We start from the raw sequence: 15,632 nt of genomic DNA, 5'->3' as shown, positions 1-15,632 counted from the left end.
GCACAACCACACCGAGCCCAGGACGAACGCGGTATTGGGTATGAGCTCAGCGGTCGTGTGACGATGGCCTTCCTGATCGCCGATCTGGCCGTCGGCGCCGCTCATCAGCCAGCGTTCGCCATCGCGCTGCAATCGGCAATGCAGCTGTTCAACCCCCGGATCATGCAGGGCCAGATCCTGCTCGGCATCCGCGCCGATGTTCCATTGATCGCCCACCAGCGGCAGCGCTGCGCCCTGATGCAGGCCGCTCAACACCCTCAATTCAAACATGGGAAGTTCTCCGGCGCTCAGATGGCTGATCAGGCGGCATAGTCGTTATCCAGGGCATCGAGGTCTTCTTCCAGATCGAAACGTCCCAGCACTTTGACCTGGGCCGCGTTGCTGATCTCGGCGAAAGACAGCACCGGGACGTGATAGAACTCTTCCTGCAGCAGGGTCCGCAGCGGGCTGCGCAGGTCCTGGGCGACCAGCAGGACCGCGCGCTCGGCGGTGCGTACGGGAAAAGCAATGTGCAATTGCTCCACCAGCAATTGACTGGTGTCGTTGTCCAGCGCAAAGAAGGTTTCGGTCTGGGTCTGGCGCAGGCTGTCGCGCAGGATGCCTTCGCTTTCCGGGGTGAGCACCCACACCAGCAGGCCTTCGGCACCGCAATACTGGTGGTAGATCTGCGACTTCAGGGCAATGCGCACGTAGTCCGCCAGCACCGTGACTTCACGTTCATGCTGACCGTGCTCGATCAGTGTCTCGGCGATCACCCGGATCGCGCGCAGTGGCACACATTCCGACGCCAGGCGCTGCAGCACGGCGGAGAAGCGAGCGAGCGGCAGCACCCGTTGCATTTCCTGGGCAAGCTCCGGTTGCTCGCTTTCCAGCCAGCCGAGAATCGCCTTGGTTTCCTGCAGACCGATGAACTGCGGCCCGCAGGACTGCAAGGCGCGCTCCATGCGCTCGATGATCAGGGTCATCGCATCCACGCGTTCGACCTGCTGATCCTGCAATTGCGGGGCGTCGGCCGGCAGCCACAGCCATTGACCTTCCTGGCGTTCAAGGCTGCCCGAAACCGCGCTGTCGGGCGACGCTTCGAGCGTGCGTGGGTCGACGGCCACATGGCTCTCGGTGAATGTGGCCCTGAGCAACGGCACTTCATAGACCGAAAAACGGAATTCGTCCGGTGGCAGGTGTTCCGCCTGCTCAATAATGAAAGAGGGCAGCGTCAAGCCGTATTGCACCACCAGCCGGTTGCGACGCTGGCGGATCTCGCTGACCAGTGCCTCGACCTGCGCCGGGTTCTGGCTGGGGTGGAACTGCAGCACGAACTGGCGGCTTGGGGAGAAGGTGCGCAGGTCTTCGCGGCCGTTCATTTCAGGGGCCACCGCCACGGCCTGAACCTGCTCGGCCTGGGGTTTGGCGCGCTGCAACTGCAGCAGGCCGCCGATCCCGCAGATGATCGAAATGACAATGAACACCGCTGTCGGCATGCCCGGCAGGGCGGCAAAGCCAAGCATCGCCACCGCGGCGATGATCCAGGCCTTGGGCTGGCTGGTGATCTGCTCGGCGATCTGGCGGCCAATGTTGGCTTCGGCCCGCTCCTCGTCCGGCACGCGGGTAATGATCATGCCGCAGGTGACCGAGATCAGCAGTGCCGGAATCTGCGCGATCAGGCCGTCGCCGATGGTCAGCACGGTGTACACCTGCAATGCGTCTCCGGCGCTCATGTTGTGCTGCACGACGCCGATGGCGATGCCGCCGATCATGTTGATGGCAACGATGATCAGGCTGGCGATGGCGTCGCCGTTGACGAACTTCATCGCCCCGTCCATGGCGCCGAACAACTGGCTTTCCTTGCCCAGCTCGGCGCGGCGACGACGGGCCTCGTGGACACTGATCAGGTTGGCGCGCAAGTCACTGTCGATCGACATTTGCTTGCCGGGCATGGCGTCCAGCGTGAAGCGCGCACCGACTTCGGCCACCCGTTCGGAGCCCTTGGTGATGACCAGGAAGTTGACCACGGTGAGGATCAGGAAGATCACCATCCCCACCGCCAGGTTCCCCCCGACTACGAACTGCCCGAATGCCTCGACGATGTGACCCGCGTCCTGATTGAGCAGGATCAGGCGAGTCGTGGAAATCGACAGCGCCAACCGGAACATGGTGGTCAACAGCAACACCGCCGGAAAGGTGGAGAATGCCAGCGGCCTGGGCAAGTGCATCGCCAACATGATCAGCAGGCAGGAAATACAGATGTTGATGGCTATCAGCACGTCCACCAGCCCGGTGGGCAGCGGGGTGATCATCATGAAGACAATGGCGATGACCACGAAGGCGCCCACGATTTCCGAGCGGCGCATCGCCGCCAGTGCCAACTGGTTGAGCAGGTGGATGACACGATCCATCAGGCGAGGCCTCCCAAAGTCGGGTTCTGTTCCAGCCGAGTCAGTTCGGCCATGAGGATGAGCAGGTTGCCCAGCGCGTTCTGTCGGGTCTTCATGTCACGCCACAAAAGGATCGGCAGTTGCTGCAGCATCGGACGCAGGCCGTTGAGAAATGCCAACTGATGCTTGAGCTGTTTGCCGCCGATGTGTTGCGTCAACTGCAGGGTCTCGTTCAGGTTCATGCCTTTGTTGGACAGGGCCAGCAGATGCTTGAGAAACGCAGCGGGGTCGATCTGCAAGCCAGGGTTCTTGTTACGCATGCGCCCCAGCAAGTGTTCGCAGCTTTGCAACAGCGTTGCGACATGACGGGCGGTGTTGAGGCTGTGCATCAGCGTGCGCAGTTGCTGAGCGGAAGTGGAAGGCGTGAGGGATGACAGGTCGTCGGCGATGGCGCTGCGCATGTCCCGCAGGTTCAGCTCGAAATCGCCGCTTTCTTCCCGTTCGTTGAGCAGCGCGTCGATCAGCCCGGTGATGGTCTGTTGCCCCGTGACCGCCGCACCATACAGGTTGCGCAGCGCACCGCGCCGTTTGCTATCGACCCCGGATTTGGCGAACGCTTTGGCGCTGTTGATGCCGGCGCGGGTGCGCTGGCCGTATTGCCGACGCAGCAGTTTCAACTGTTGTGTCAACACCACGTGTTCGCCGGTGGCGCCATCGGCTTGAGCCTGCTTTCGTGCGGCCTGCAACACCACATGGGCCTTGGCGGGGTCGCCGTCGCTGTAGCTGAGCACCTGGGCCAGATTGGCCGACCGCTGTTTGAGCAAGAACTTGCGCAGGTTGCGCGCGGCGTCCTCCAGGCCACTGTCTTGCGAGCCCACCAATTGCTGATACAGCTCGCCCAGTTTGGCCGCGCGCGATTGCAAGGCGTTGCCACTGGCAATCAGTTCGCGCTGGCCCAGGCTGCGGCTCTGTTGCACCAGGGCAGCGGCGAAACGCGACACCTGCAGCGGTGAAGTTCCGTTCGGATTCGGCGCGTTGGTCCGCGGCGGCACGATGGGCGCCGGTGTGTGTCCCGCAGCGGCCGGCCCCGGAGTGGCAGCAGGTGCACCGGGTGCGGGAGTCAGCGGCGGTGGCGCAGGAGCGACGATCTTCATAAGACGGTTCTGAGCGGGGTCATGCGCTCTGAGTGGCTTTGAGCACCGTCTGGTTCCATGCTGGGCTACGTTCGGAAAACTGTGCCAAATCCCGTTGACGAATCAGCGTCCTCGCGCAAGTTCTTGCACGGACCGTTGCGCGGAAAAAAGAATTCTAGTTAAAAAACAACAGGTTAAAGAAGGTATTTTGCTGGCATGCATATCGCTATAGGGCTAACACACTCCAAACAAGGAAGAGCCCTGATGTTTCCAAGCCTCGCGATACTCGACATTGAATCCCCACGCACTCGCCAGCCGATCCAAGGCATTCGGCAGATGTCCAGCGATCAGGTGAAGATGATTCGTGCCTTCATACAGAAGCGGGTGATGAACCCGGAAGACGTCGACGACATTTTGCAAAGCACATTTCTGGAGGCGCTGCGCAGTGAGCACAAGTTTCAGAACGCCAGCAAACCACAGACTTGGTTGTGCGGCATTGCGCTGAACCTGATTCGCAACCATTTTCGCAAAATGTACCGTCAGCCTTATCAGGAGAGCTGGGAGGACCACACCCATACTGAACTCGACCATCAGGGGGACATCGGTCATGAAGTCGACGGTCGCCGACAATTGGCGCGCGCGGTCAAGGCGATCGGGACACTGCCCTCGAACATGCAGCGGGTGATCGAGGTGTCACTGGAAATGGACGGCAATTACCAGGAAACCGCGACATCGCTGGGCGTGCCGATCGGCACCGTGCGTTCGCGCCTGTCTCGGGCCAGGGAACAGCTGAAGCGTCAGATGGACCCGTTCGCGTAACGCCGTCCCATACGGCTGGACGCGTGCAGCGAAGAGGAGGGGACCGTTTCAGAGGTGCTCGGAAACGGTCGCAGCCTTGACCAGGTCGTACAGGGCGAAGGCGCGATTGACCAGGAAAATGGTGACGGCGGTGAGGGCAATGGCGTTGATCAGGTGCAAGGTCATGGCGGCAATCCTGTGTGAACGTGGGATTCGGGCGATGCAGGCGATGTTACGCGACGCTCGAAAAACCTGAAGACAATCGCCTTCATGGTGGACATCAACAGGAATGATGGGCCTTGACGGGCATGGGGGCGGCCTTGCGACGACCCCCGCCATCGGATCAGTCGTCGCGGGTGAGCACTTCCAGCAATTCGATCTCGAAATTGAGATTCGAATGCGGCGTGATGTGCGCGCCCATGCTGCGCTCGCCGTAAGCCAGGTGCGATGGCACACGCAGTTGACGCTTGCCACCGACCTTCATCCCCATCAGCCCGATATCCCAGCCTTTGATCACACGACCGCTGCCGATGACGCATTGGAACGGTTTGCCTCGTTGCCAGGACGAATCGAATACCGTGCCGTCTTCTAGGGTGCCTGTGTAGTGGGTCGTGATCAACGCGCCTTTGACGACGGCTTTGCCGGTGCCTTCCTGGACATCGATGATCTGGAGTTCTTCGCTCATGCTGGTCTCTCGGGTGAACTGATGCAGGCGGCGATCGTAAGGGCACTGCCCGGCACTGGCAACCGTGGCGACGAGCCGACCTCCCACGGGCAAACAAAAACGGCGCGCCCTGTTGGGAGCGCGCCGTTGACGATGCGGCGTTGCCGTGATCAGGCGATGACGTCGCTGCTCCAGCTCCCGTTGACCAAGCGTTTGAGCCCCAACGGGTTGGCGTTTTGCAGCGCCGGCGGCAACAGGCTGTCAGGGTAGTTCTGGTAACAGACCGGGCGCAGGAACCGGTCGATGGCCAACGTCCCGACCGAAGTGCCGCGAGCGTCCGAGGTGGCCGGATACGGCCCGCCGTGCACCATGGCATCGGACACCTCGACGCCGGTCGGGTAGCCGTTGACCAGAATGCGACCGACTTTCTCTTCCAGCACCGGCACCAGCCATTGATATTTCTGCAGGTCGGCGGTTTCGCCGATCAGGGTCGCGGTCAGTTGGCCGCGCAAGGCCAGCAGCGCGGCTTTGAGCTCCGCGTCATCGGCGACTTCGATCAGCAGCGTCGTGGGGCCGAACACCTCTTCCTGAAGCAGTTCATCCCCCGTGAGCAGCATGCTCACACCGGCCTTGAACAACTGCGCCCGGGCCTGACGGCCTTCCTGCGGCTGCCCGGCCAAATGCGTGACGAGCGGGTGCGCCAGCAGTTTCTGCACGCCTTTGCTGTAACTGCGCAGGCCCCCTTCATTGAGCATGGTCTGCGGCGCCTGGCCACCCAGGTGCTCTTTGAGTTGCTCGGTAAAAGCGCTCAGGGCAGGGGACCGAATACCGATCACCACGCCAGGGTTGGTGCAGAACTGACCGGCTCCCAGAACCACCGAAGCGGCCAGCTCCCCGGCAATGGTCGCGCCACGGGCTGAGAGCGCGCCGGGAAGCAGAACCACCGGGTTGATGCTGGACATCTCGGCGAACACAGGGATCGGCTGTGGACGCTCGGCCGCCAGTTTGCACAGCGCATTACCGCCATGCAGCGAACCGGTGAACCCCACGCCCTGGATGGCCGGATGCCTTACCAGGCCTTCACCGACGCCGCTGCCGAAGATCATGTTGAAGACGCCCTTGGGCATGCCGGTTTTTTCGGCGGCGCGCACGATGGCCTGACCGACCAGATCAGCGGTTGCCATATGACCGCTGTGGGCTTTGACCACCACGGGGCAGCCTGCGGCCAGGGCAGAGGCGGTGTCACCCCCGGCGGTGGAGAAAGCCAGGGGAAAGTTGCTGGCGCCGAACACGGCGATCGGGCCGACACCGATGCGGTACTGGCGCAGGTCGACGCGGGGCAGGGGCTTGCGCTCGGGCAGGGCCTGATCGATACGGGCGCCGAGGAAATCGCCACGGCGCAGCACGCTGGCGAACAAGCGCATCTGGCCGCTGGTGCGGCCACGCTCGCCTTGGATGCGGGCGGCGGGCAGGGCGGTTTCCTGGCAGACGAGGGCGACGAAATCATCACCCAGTGCGTCCAGTTCATCGGCAATGGTGTCCAGGAATTCTGCGCGGCGGCCGGGGCTCAACTGACGGTATTCAGCGAAAGCTTGCTTGGCGGCGAGGGCAGCAGCGTCGATTTCGCCATCGGTGGCCTGGTGGAAGCGGTAAGGCAAGGGCTCGCCAGTACTGGCGTCCACGCTCGTGTGTCGGGCTTCACCGAGGCCGCTGCGGGCGCCGCCGATGAAGTTCTGTCCGAGGACGTTAGGCATCTGCTTCTCCTGTTATTGTGCTTGGGAATTGATCAGGCAGTCGCCCGAAGGCAATCGGTGGGGATACGTGAAGGCGGTAGATGACCCTGAGGAACGATCTGTTGACAGACATCATACAACTGCAAATTTTCCCCCGCAACCGATCGCTCCCGTCGTCAATGGCCTCAGGCGATCTGCGTCAGCACGTCACGCAGCCGGTCCAGTGCGGGATCGATATCCAGGGTTTCGATGGCGCCAAACCCCATGATCAGGCCGTTCCGCACGGGGACGTGGTGATAGAAGCCTGTGAGCGGGTACAGGCCGATATCGACCTTGCGCATCAGCGCGACCAGCAATGCCACGTCGATGGGGTGCTTGAACATCACGGCCATGTGAAAGCCTGCGGTGCACGGGATGGCGTACATCCAGGGCGACAGATCGCCGGTCAGGCGGGCTAGAATCCGCTCGCGACGGCCAGCGTAAATCCCGTGGCAGCGGCGAATGTGTCGATTGAGCAGGCCATCGCCGATGAATTTGGCCAATGCCCACTGCGGCAACGTGCTGGTGTGCCAGTCCGTCAGTTGCCTGGCCTGGATCACTGCTTCGCGCAGGGTGGCAGGCAGTACCGCATACCCCAGACGCAGTTCGGGCAGCAATGTCTTGGAAAAGGTGCCCACATACGCCACCACACCGAAGCCGTCCATGCTTTGTAGGGAATCGGTGGGGCGCCCTTCATAGCGGAATTCGCTGTCGTAATCGTCTTCGATGATGATCGCGCCGATGCGACGCGCCTTGTCCAGCAGTGCTTGACGTCGCGCCAGGCTCATGGGCATACCCAGTGGCATCTGATGCGATGGCGTGACGTAGATCAGGTGACTGTCCTCGGGGATGCACTCGACCCGGATACCCTCGTCGTCCACGGGGACGCTGGCCACCGTCGCGCCTTGGGCAGCAAACAGCAGACGGGCGGGCGCATAGCCCGGATCTTCCATCGCCACCGTGCAGCCGGGCTCGATCAGCACCCGCGCGATCAGGTCCAGCGCCTGCTGCGCACCATTGCACACCACCACATCGTCGGCCACGCAATTGACCCCGCGCGCGAACGCGATGTGGCCCGCGATTGCTTTGCGCAGTTCCGGGACGCCTTCGGGCTGGCTGTAAAAGCCCCGCGCTTGCGCCATCTGACGCAAGGCATGCTGGGTACACCGTCGCCAGTCATCGAGCGGGAATTGGGTTTTCGCCGTGGCGCCGCCGATGAAGTCATGCCGCAACGTGCCTTCCCGTGTCGGGTGGCGCAGCGGCAGAGAGAGGTTCTGCCAGGCGTCGATGCGTTTCTGGCTGGCCAGCACCGGAGCGCTCTGGCGACGCTGCGTAGGGGCGGTCAGATGGTTGACGAAGGTGCCGCTGCCGATTTTTCCCACCAGGTAGTTTTCATAGGTCAGGCGGCTGTAAGTGTCGGAGATGGTTTTGCGCGACAGGCCCAACTGGGCGGCAAGCAGGCGACTGGGCGGCAACTGCACCCCCGGGGCCAGGCGTCCCGATTCGATGCTCTCGCGCAGTTGTTCATACACCTGGTTCGCCAGGTCCTTGCGGCCATGTATGACGATATGAAGTTCCACGCACAGCTCTCCAGCCACTGAGGGTCAAAACGGGCGAGTTGGATTCTAGACTGAGCGGGTGCTGGCCGAAAGCGCCAACTCGGCCATCGGCAAACCCGGCGAATCCCGTTATCCTGCGCGCTGCTTTTCGTTTCCCCTTCGATCGATGGATACCTGATATGGAGTTCACCAGCGGCTTTTTGCTGAGCCTTTCGTTGTGCCTGGACATAGGCGTGGCCAATATCGCGATGATCACGTTGGCCATGCAGCGCGGCTACCTGCAAGGGTTCTGGCTCGGGCTGGGCACCTGCTTTGGCGATCTGTTCTACGCCGTTCTGGCGTTGGCGGGCATGACCGTGCTGCTGCAATACGAATGGGTGCGCTGGACCCTCTGGTTGGGTGGCTCGGTGCTGCTGATCGGGTTCGCGATCAAGATGATCATGTCCGCCATGAGCGATCACGGCGCTTTGGCCGTCGCTCAAGACGCCGACCGCCGCTCCGGCGTGCGGGCCTTCTCAAGGGGCGTGTTTCTTGCCGTCTCCTCCCCGACGGCCATTCTCTGGTTCGCTGCGGTGGGCGGCACACTGATTTCCAGGGCAGGGGGCCACGGCGGCTTGAGCACGGCATGGTTTTTGTCGGGGTTCTTCAGCGCAGGCGTCGCGTGGTGCGTGTTCATCTGTTTCGCCGCCAGCCATGGCGGACGCCTGTTGGGCGACCGCCTGCTCAAATATTCCTACTGGGTCTCGGCGGCGATCTTCTGCTACTTCGCGGTGTACGTGATTTTGTCGGGTTATCGCGAATTCATCGTCAACGCGGCGCAGGGTTGAGCGCTTGCGTCCGAGTCGTCTGCTCTGCGCGCCGCTTCACGGGCACACCGTGACGGCCCGTCCGGTTCTGATCGATTCCAGCGCGCAGTTGGCCAGGTGCAGTGCCTTCAACCCGTCTCGGGCGTTGGTCGGCAGCGGGGCATCGGCTTGTATCGCAGCAATGAACTGGTTCAGCTCGTTGCGGTAGGCGTCGGCGTAACGCTCAAGGAAGAAATTTTCCAACGGTTCGCGGACCTCGGTCTGAGTCGCGCTGTACCTGCGCACCGTGTTGGGTCGGTGGTTGTCGTTGAGCAGCATGCCCTTGGAGCCGAACACCTCCAGCCGCTGGTCGTAACCGTACGCCGCCTCGCGGCAGCAGTTGATATGGCATTGTTTCCCGGATGCCGTGCGCAGCAGCACCATCACGCTGTCGTAGTCGTCGATGCCTTCGAGGGCCGGCTCGACCAGGCGGCTGGCGATGGCCATGACTTGCGTCGGTTCTTCGCCCAGCAGCGTGCGCGCGGTGTCGAAGTCGTGAATGGTCATGTCACGGAAGATGCCGCCCGAATGCTTGAGGTATTCCATCGGTGCAAGGCCCGGGTCGCGGCTGGTAATGACCACTTGGCGCACGTCACCGATTTCACCTTCGGCAATGGCCTTGCGTATCCGCAACGTGTCCGGATCGAAGCGACGGTTGAAGCCGAGCATCACTTTCCCGTTCAGGCGCTCGAGGGTGTCGACCGCCTCCGCTGCCTTGGCGAAGTCCAGATCGATGGGCTTTTCGCACAGCACGGGGAGACCGCGCTCGACGGCTTGCAGCATCAAGTCGATGTGGGTGTCGGTGGGGGTGCCGATGACGATTGCGTCGACATCCTCACGGGTAATGGCCTGGGCGCAATCGTACGCCGCAGCACAGCCGAGTTTCGCCGCCAGTCGGTCGACGCCCTCGCGCCAGGGGTCAGCGATGACCGACAGTCGAACGTCGGAGTGAGACGCCACGTTTGCCGCGTGGATGGTGGCGATGCGGCCTGCGCCGAGGACTGCAATGCGTAGCATGGATGGCTCTCCGTGAAAGGGCGTTGTCAGGGGCGAATGAAATGCGGTGCACCACTCAATGCGCGAGGCTGAATGGCGTGACGATCTGTACAGGCGAAGGCGCAATGGGGCCAGCCTTCCACAGGCGGTGAAACTGCAGGATCCGGGTAAAAGCGTGGCGGGCGTCCAGTTGCAGGTTGTGGTCGATGATCGCGGCGATTTTTTCCTCGGCCAGCAATTGGCGGTTCTCCTGATCCAGATCGTGACCGATGACCACCCTGAGCGGGCGAGCCAGTGCGGCGAATGCATCGACGATCGCCCGATTGCCCCCGCCGACACTGTAGACGGCCTTGATCGAAGGGTGCTGTTCGAGGGCTTGGGTCATCCGCTGCAGCGTGGGCGGGTACACGCCCAGGCCTCCGCTGACCTCGACCACGCGCACATGCGGGGCGCGTTCATGCAGCCAACTGCAAAAGCCCCCGTGCCGTTCCGCCTCGCCACGGAAGTGCTGGCTGCTGATCACCACCGCCACGTCTTGCGTCGCATCGTCCAGCCAGCGCGTCAACAGGTAAGCCGCCGTCTGCCCGGCGGTGCGGTTGTCCATGCCGATGTAGCCGATACGCTCACTGTGTGTCAGGTCGGACACCAGGGTCACCACCGGTACGCCCGCTGCCGTCACCTGGTTCACGGCGGCACTGATCTCAGGCTCGTCGGCCGCCTTGAGAATCACGCCCTGGCTTCCGTTGCTGACACAGCGCAGGATCAACGCCTGCATCCGCTGTGGGTCAATGTGCTGATAAAGATGAAAACGGGGAAAGATGCGAAAGGGCGCCAGCGTGCCCAGCTGCGTGTGAATGGCCTCCTTCACCGCGTCACTGAAACGCCTTGGGGTGTGCAGGATGACGTCGATGTGAAAGGTTCGGCCCACCGCCAGGCCGCAGGTTTCCTGCGCTTCCAGCTCCGCCAGGGCCTGCTGGATGCGCCGGTGGGTCTGGTAGTGCACGCTGCCACGTTGATGCAGCACGCGATCGACCGTCGCCTTGCTGACACCGGCCTGGGCGGCGATCTGTTTGATCGAAAAACGTCTGGGGCGGTCGAGCATGGAATCTCCTGGGCCTTTGGCAAGGTCTTGTTGAGGTCGATTCAGGTCGGGTATCCGTGATACGCAATGCTAGACGCATTTCTATTTTCTGTACAGATAGAAATTTATTTCCATCGTGGAGGGTCAATCTCGCTCGGCAACATCGTCCTTGATCGTCGATGGCCACCCACCGCCCAGCGCTCGGAAGGTGGCCACCGCGGCGCGGGCATCGTTGGCGTGCAACTGCGCGAGTTGATCGCGAGAGACCAACAGTTGACGGTCTTCGTCGAGCACTTCCACCAGGCTGACGGCACCGCCCTTGTAGGCGTCCTGTGCGGCGTCCCGCGCGGTCTGGTGTGCCGCCACCTCTGCACTGACGTCCTGGCGCTGTTGTTCCAGTTCGACCAGGGTCACGATTGCATTTTCGACGTCCTCGGTGGCCTTGAGCATCGCCAACCGGTATTCGGCCAGCGCCTCGGCATTGGCGCCCTTGGCCTGCGCCACTTCCGCATCGACCCGACCGAAATCGAACAGCCGCCAGTGCAGCCCGAGAATGGCCTGGGGCTGAAACGCCGATGAGGTGAAAAGCTGGCCGCTATGGGCCGTATCAAAACCGAGCAGGCCGGACAACGACACGCTCGGGTAATACTCAGCGATGGCCGCGCCGATGCGTGCGTTGGACGCCGCCAGCCTGCGTTCAGCGGCGATCACATCCGGTCGACGGCGCAGCAAATCGGCGGGGCCCTGGGCGTCGCTGATCCTCGGCACGTCATAGTGCTGCGGGCTGCTTTGCAACGCCAAGGCGTAGGTGCCCGGTTGCGCGCCCATCAGCACGTCCAGTCGGTTCAGCTGGGTCGTCAGCTCGGTGCGCAGTGGTGGCAGAGTCGCCCGCGCCTGCAACACCAGCGCTTCGGCCTGGGCCTGCTCGCGGTGGGTGGCAAGGCCCATGCTCATGCGGTCCTTGATCAGGTCGAGCAAGGCGTTCTGGGTGGTCACCTGATCTTGGGCGACGGCCAGGCGCTGCTGTGCGCCACGGATTCGGAAATACGCGTCCGCCGCTTCGGCGGCCACCGAAATGCGCACGCCGACATGGCTGGCCTCGGCTGCCTGGGCCTCAGCGAGGGCGGCCTCTTCGCCGCGCTTCAGACCGCCAGCCAGATCGGCCTCCCAACTGGCTTCGACGCCGAGGGTTTCCAGTGTCTGGTTGCGGTCATAGCCGGGGAAGGTACTGCCTATCCGGCCTTGTGAGCTTTCGGTGGACTGGCGCTGGCGCACGGCTTTGCCATCCAGGGCGCCCTGCGGCAGGCGGATCGCCCCGGCCTGCCGCGCCACCGCGCGAGCCTGCTCGACACGGGCGAAGGATTTCGCCAGGTCAAGGTTCTGGTCCAGCGCACGCTGCACGATACGGTTCAGCTCAGGGTCGTTGAAGCCCGCCCACCACGTGTCGAGGGAGGGCGCGGGGCTCTCGCCGACGCGCTGCTGCAGCAGCGTGTCAGCATGGAAGGTCGCGCTCAGGGCGTTGGTGGGCCGCTGGTAATCGGGCCCGACCGCACAGCCGGCCAGGGCAACGTACACCGCGCTGAGTGCAAACACGCTGCCGCGTTTGAAACGTGACGCCAAAGTGGCCATCAGGTTGTCCTCGAAGGGAGAAAATGAAAGAGAAGTGGACATGGCGCGGTCAGTGGGCGTCGGCCGACGGTGCTTTGGGCTGTGCCACCTTGCGCATCAGCGGGACCATGACCACCGCGATCAGGAAGCACACCATGATCGCCAGAAAGGTGTCGGCAAAAGTCTGGGTTTGCGCTTCGCGGTAGGTCAGCAACCACAGTTGGTGCAGCGCAGCATTACCGGCTTCGGCGGGGCTCTGCCCCAGGCCGGCGAAGTTTCCGGTGACGGTGTCGAGCCAATGGTTCATCGCCTCGTTGCTGCTGTTCAGGTGCTCGGCCAAGTGGGTGAAATGCTGGTTGGTGCGGTCGTTGAGCAGCGTGGCGCAGGCCGCGATACCGATCGCACCGCCCAGATTGCGCATCAGGTTGAACAGCCCCGAGGCCTGCTTGAGCCGAGAGGGATGCAACCCGCCCAGGGTCAATGTCACGGTGGGCGGCACCGCCATCTGTTGCGCAAAGCCGCGGATCGCTTGTGGGAGGAGCAATTCGTGGCCACCCCAGTCGTGAGTGATCGGTGAAAAGTCCCACATCGACAGGGCGAACAACGACAGGCCGAACATCATGATCCAGCGCAAGTCGACGCGATTGGCGAGGAAGCCATACACCGGTATCGCCGCCAGTTGGAAAATCCCGGTGGAGAAGATGGCTTCGCCAATCTGCAGCGCGCTGTAACCGCGGACCCGGCCCAGAAACAAGGGCGTGAGGTAAATGGTGGCGAACAGGCCAATGCCGGTCACAAAAGAGAAGAAACACCCAAGGGCAAAATTGCGGTCGCTCAGGGCGCGCAGGTCGACCACCGGATTGTTCACACTCAATGTACGGCCGATGAACGCCAACCCGGCGAGTCCGGAGACCCAGGCGGTGGTGAGAATGGTCTGGTCACTGAACCAGTTCCAGCGTGGGCCTTCTTCGAGCGTGTACTCCAGGCAGCCGAGAAACAGCGCCAGAAATACCATGCTCAGGTAGTCCGCACCCTTGAGCAGCTTAAGGTCCATGGCATCGATGTTGACCATGATCGGCACGGCGACCGCGACGAAAATGCCCGGCACCAGGTTGATGTAGAACAGCCAGTGCCAAGACGAGATGTCAGTGATCCAGCCGCCAATCACCGGCCCCAGCGTGGGGGCGAGCGAGGCCACGGCGCCGATGGTCGAGGCGGCGATGACCCGTTGTTTGCCGGTGAAGAACACGAACGCCGTGGTGAACACCATCGGGATCATCGACCCACCGAGAAACCCCTGCAGCGCGCGAAAGGCGATCATGCTCTGAATGTTCCAGGCCAGCCCGCACAGCAGGCTGGCGAGGGTGAAACCCACTGCCGACGCGCAGAACAGCCAGCGGGTGGAAAACACTCTGGCAAGCCACCCCGACAGGGGAATGACCACGATTTCGGCGATCAGGTAACTGGTTTGCACCCAGGCGGTTTCGTCGGCGCCTGCCGACAGCCCGCCGCCGATGTCGCGCAACGACGCGGAGACGATCTGGATGTCCAGCAGGGCGATGAACATGCCCAGGCACATCGTGGCGAAGGCGAGCACTTTGGTCGACGTCGCCATGGTGGCGACGTCGACCGGGCCCTTGTCGCGCGTGGCAGCGCTCATGGCGCGGTCTTCCCTTGGGCGACGCGGGCGGCGTCAGGGTTGTCAGCGTTCTGGCGCCGGGTGTCGACTTGCGCGATCACCGATAACCCTGGACGCAGCTTGCCCAGCCGGCCATCCTCGCCATCCAGGTACACGCGCACCGGGACCCGTTGCACGATCTTGGTGAAATTCCCGGTGGCGTTCTCCGGGGGCAGCACGCTGAACTGCGAACCGGTGGCCGGCGCCAGGCTGTTCAAATGGCCATGAAACACCTGCCCCGGCAACACGTCGGCCTCAATGGTGACCGCCTGACCCGGTTCCATGCGGGCCAGTTGGTCTTCCTTGAAGTTGGCATCCACCCACAGCCCCTCGGCCGGCACCACGGCAATCAACTGCGCACCGGCAGCGGCGTAAGCGCCGACGCGGGCGCGGCGGTTGCCGATCACTCCGTCCACTGGCGCGCGCAGTTCGGTGTAACCGACGTTCAATTGCGCCAGATCACGCTCGGCCTTCGCTTGCTCCAATGCCGCCCGGGCCTGCTGCTTCTGGGTGGCAATCACGTCCAGTTGGCGCTGCGAGGCGAGCAGCGAGGCCTGGGCCTTGGCACTGTTGGCCTGGGCCGTCTTATAGGTGGCGTCGGCGCGTTGGAAGCTTTCGATGGACACCGCCGAGCGCCCGGACAGCACTTGATACCGCACCTGATCGTCCCGAGAGCGGACAGTCTCGGCATTGGCGGCATCGACGCCCGCTTTCGCCTGGCTCACCACCGCGTGTTGAAGCTGTTCGGTCGCGTCGAGGTTGGCGAGCAACGCGGTTTCGGCGGCGACAGCACCTTCGGCCTTCTTCAGGGCCGCCTGGTAGTCGCGATCGTCGATCTTCAGCAACAGGTCACCCGCGTGCACGAATTGGTTGTCCACCACCTTGAGCTCGGTGATGTAGCCGGGGACCTTCGGCGCGATCACCGTCACGTCGCCGCCGACATACGCGTCATCGGTGGATTCGAGAAAGCGTCCGGTGGTCCACCAGTGCAGGCCGAACACGACGGCACCCACGATGGCGGCGACGCCCAGGGCCAGCAACATCAGGCGTTTGCCACGGGCGGACTTGCGAGGCGCTGCACCAGCAGCCGGCTCGGTGACGGTTTGGGGTTGATTCATGGCGAATA

13 protein-coding genes are annotated in these 15,632 nt (G+C 63.0%); 2 read left to right on the top strand and 11 right to left on the bottom strand.

The annotated features are described in order from the left end of the window. The 3 genes from DBP26_RS26190 to sctW form a co-directional block, all read right to left on the bottom strand. Positions 1–270: FHA domain-containing protein (locus tag DBP26_RS26190; protein WP_218565858.1), on the bottom strand; the 270-nt coding region annotated here is incomplete at its 3' end. Positions 271–299: 29 nt separating this feature from the next. Next, positions 300–2,393 carry a type III secretion system export apparatus subunit SctV gene (sctV, locus tag DBP26_RS26185; RefSeq protein WP_108240496.1) on the bottom strand — a complete coding sequence of 698 codons (2,094 nt, stop codon included), beginning with the start codon at positions 2,391–2,393 and terminating at the stop codon, positions 300–302. Then, positions 2,393–3,526, bottom strand: coding sequence for a type III secretion system gatekeeper subunit SctW (sctW, locus tag DBP26_RS26180; protein WP_108240495.1), 1,134 nt, complete (start codon positions 3,524–3,526; stop codon positions 2,393–2,395). The genes sctV and sctW overlap by 1 nt, the downstream gene beginning before the upstream one ends. A gap of 243 nt (positions 3,527–3,769) precedes the next feature. Between sctW and DBP26_RS26175 the strand changes: the two genes are divergently transcribed. Continuing rightward, positions 3,770–4,324 (top strand): RNA polymerase sigma factor, encoded by a 555-nt coding sequence (locus tag DBP26_RS26175; protein WP_108240494.1) that lies wholly within the window; start codon positions 3,770–3,772, stop codon positions 4,322–4,324. A gap of 322 nt (positions 4,325–4,646) precedes the next feature. On the opposite strand, the gene DBP26_RS26170 is transcribed toward DBP26_RS26175, so the two are convergent. From DBP26_RS26170 to DBP26_RS26160, 3 genes are all read right to left on the bottom strand, one after another. Then, positions 4,647–4,988, bottom strand: a complete 342-nt coding sequence (locus DBP26_RS26170; RefSeq protein WP_108240493.1) for an FKBP-type peptidyl-prolyl cis-trans isomerase — start codon at positions 4,986–4,988, stop codon at positions 4,647–4,649. Between the two features lie 149 nt (positions 4,989–5,137). After that, the gene (locus DBP26_RS26165; protein WP_108240492.1) at positions 5,138–6,721 is read right to left on the bottom strand and encodes an aldehyde dehydrogenase (NADP(+)); all 1,584 of its coding nucleotides are present in this window, start codon (positions 6,719–6,721) and stop codon (positions 5,138–5,140) included. A gap of 164 nt (positions 6,722–6,885) precedes the next feature. Continuing rightward, the gene (locus DBP26_RS26160; RefSeq protein WP_108240491.1) at positions 6,886–8,319 is read right to left on the bottom strand and encodes a PLP-dependent aminotransferase family protein; all 1,434 of its coding nucleotides are present in this window, start codon (positions 8,317–8,319) and stop codon (positions 6,886–6,888) included. Between the two features lie 158 nt (positions 8,320–8,477). On the opposite strand from DBP26_RS26160, the gene DBP26_RS26155 reads away from it, so the two are divergent. Next, positions 8,478–9,125 carry a LysE family transporter gene (locus DBP26_RS26155; RefSeq protein WP_108240490.1) on the top strand — a complete coding sequence of 216 codons (648 nt, stop codon included), beginning with the start codon at positions 8,478–8,480 and terminating at the stop codon, positions 9,123–9,125. Between the two features lie 36 nt (positions 9,126–9,161). On the opposite strand, the gene iolG is transcribed toward DBP26_RS26155, so the two are convergent. The 5 genes from iolG to DBP26_RS26130 all read right to left on the bottom strand — a co-directional run bounded on the left by iolG (position 9,162) and on the right by DBP26_RS26130 (position 15,624). Then, entirely contained in the window at positions 9,162–10,160 is a 999-nt protein-coding gene (iolG, locus tag DBP26_RS26150; RefSeq protein WP_108240489.1) for an inositol 2-dehydrogenase, read from the bottom strand. Positions 10,161–10,215: 55 nt separating this feature from the next. Beyond that, complete coding sequence (locus DBP26_RS26145; protein ID WP_112235854.1) at positions 10,216–11,241, bottom strand: LacI family DNA-binding transcriptional regulator; 1,026 nt, start codon at positions 11,239–11,241, stop codon at positions 10,216–10,218. Positions 11,242–11,364: 123 nt separating this feature from the next. Then, complete coding sequence (locus DBP26_RS26140; protein WP_256600543.1) at positions 11,365–12,891, bottom strand: efflux transporter outer membrane subunit; 1,527 nt, start codon at positions 12,889–12,891, stop codon at positions 11,365–11,367. A gap of 7 nt (positions 12,892–12,898) precedes the next feature. Then, a complete protein-coding gene (locus tag DBP26_RS26135) occupies positions 12,899–14,488 on the bottom strand; it encodes a DHA2 family efflux MFS transporter permease subunit (RefSeq protein ID WP_108240486.1) in 1,590 nt (529 codons plus the stop codon). Next, entirely contained in the window at positions 14,485–15,624 is a 1,140-nt protein-coding gene (locus tag DBP26_RS26130; protein WP_108240485.1) for an HlyD family secretion protein, read from the bottom strand. Before DBP26_RS26130 ends, DBP26_RS26135 begins: the two co-directional genes overlap by 4 nt. Between the last annotated feature and the right edge of the window lie 8 nt (positions 15,625–15,632).

This window comes from Pseudomonas sp. RIT409 (assembly GCF_003052515.2).
Classification (GTDB): Bacteria; Pseudomonadota; Gammaproteobacteria; order Pseudomonadales; family Pseudomonadaceae; genus Aquipseudomonas.
The sequence above is the reverse complement of the archived record's forward strand: the minus strand, read 5'-3'. Positions and strand labels throughout refer to the sequence as shown.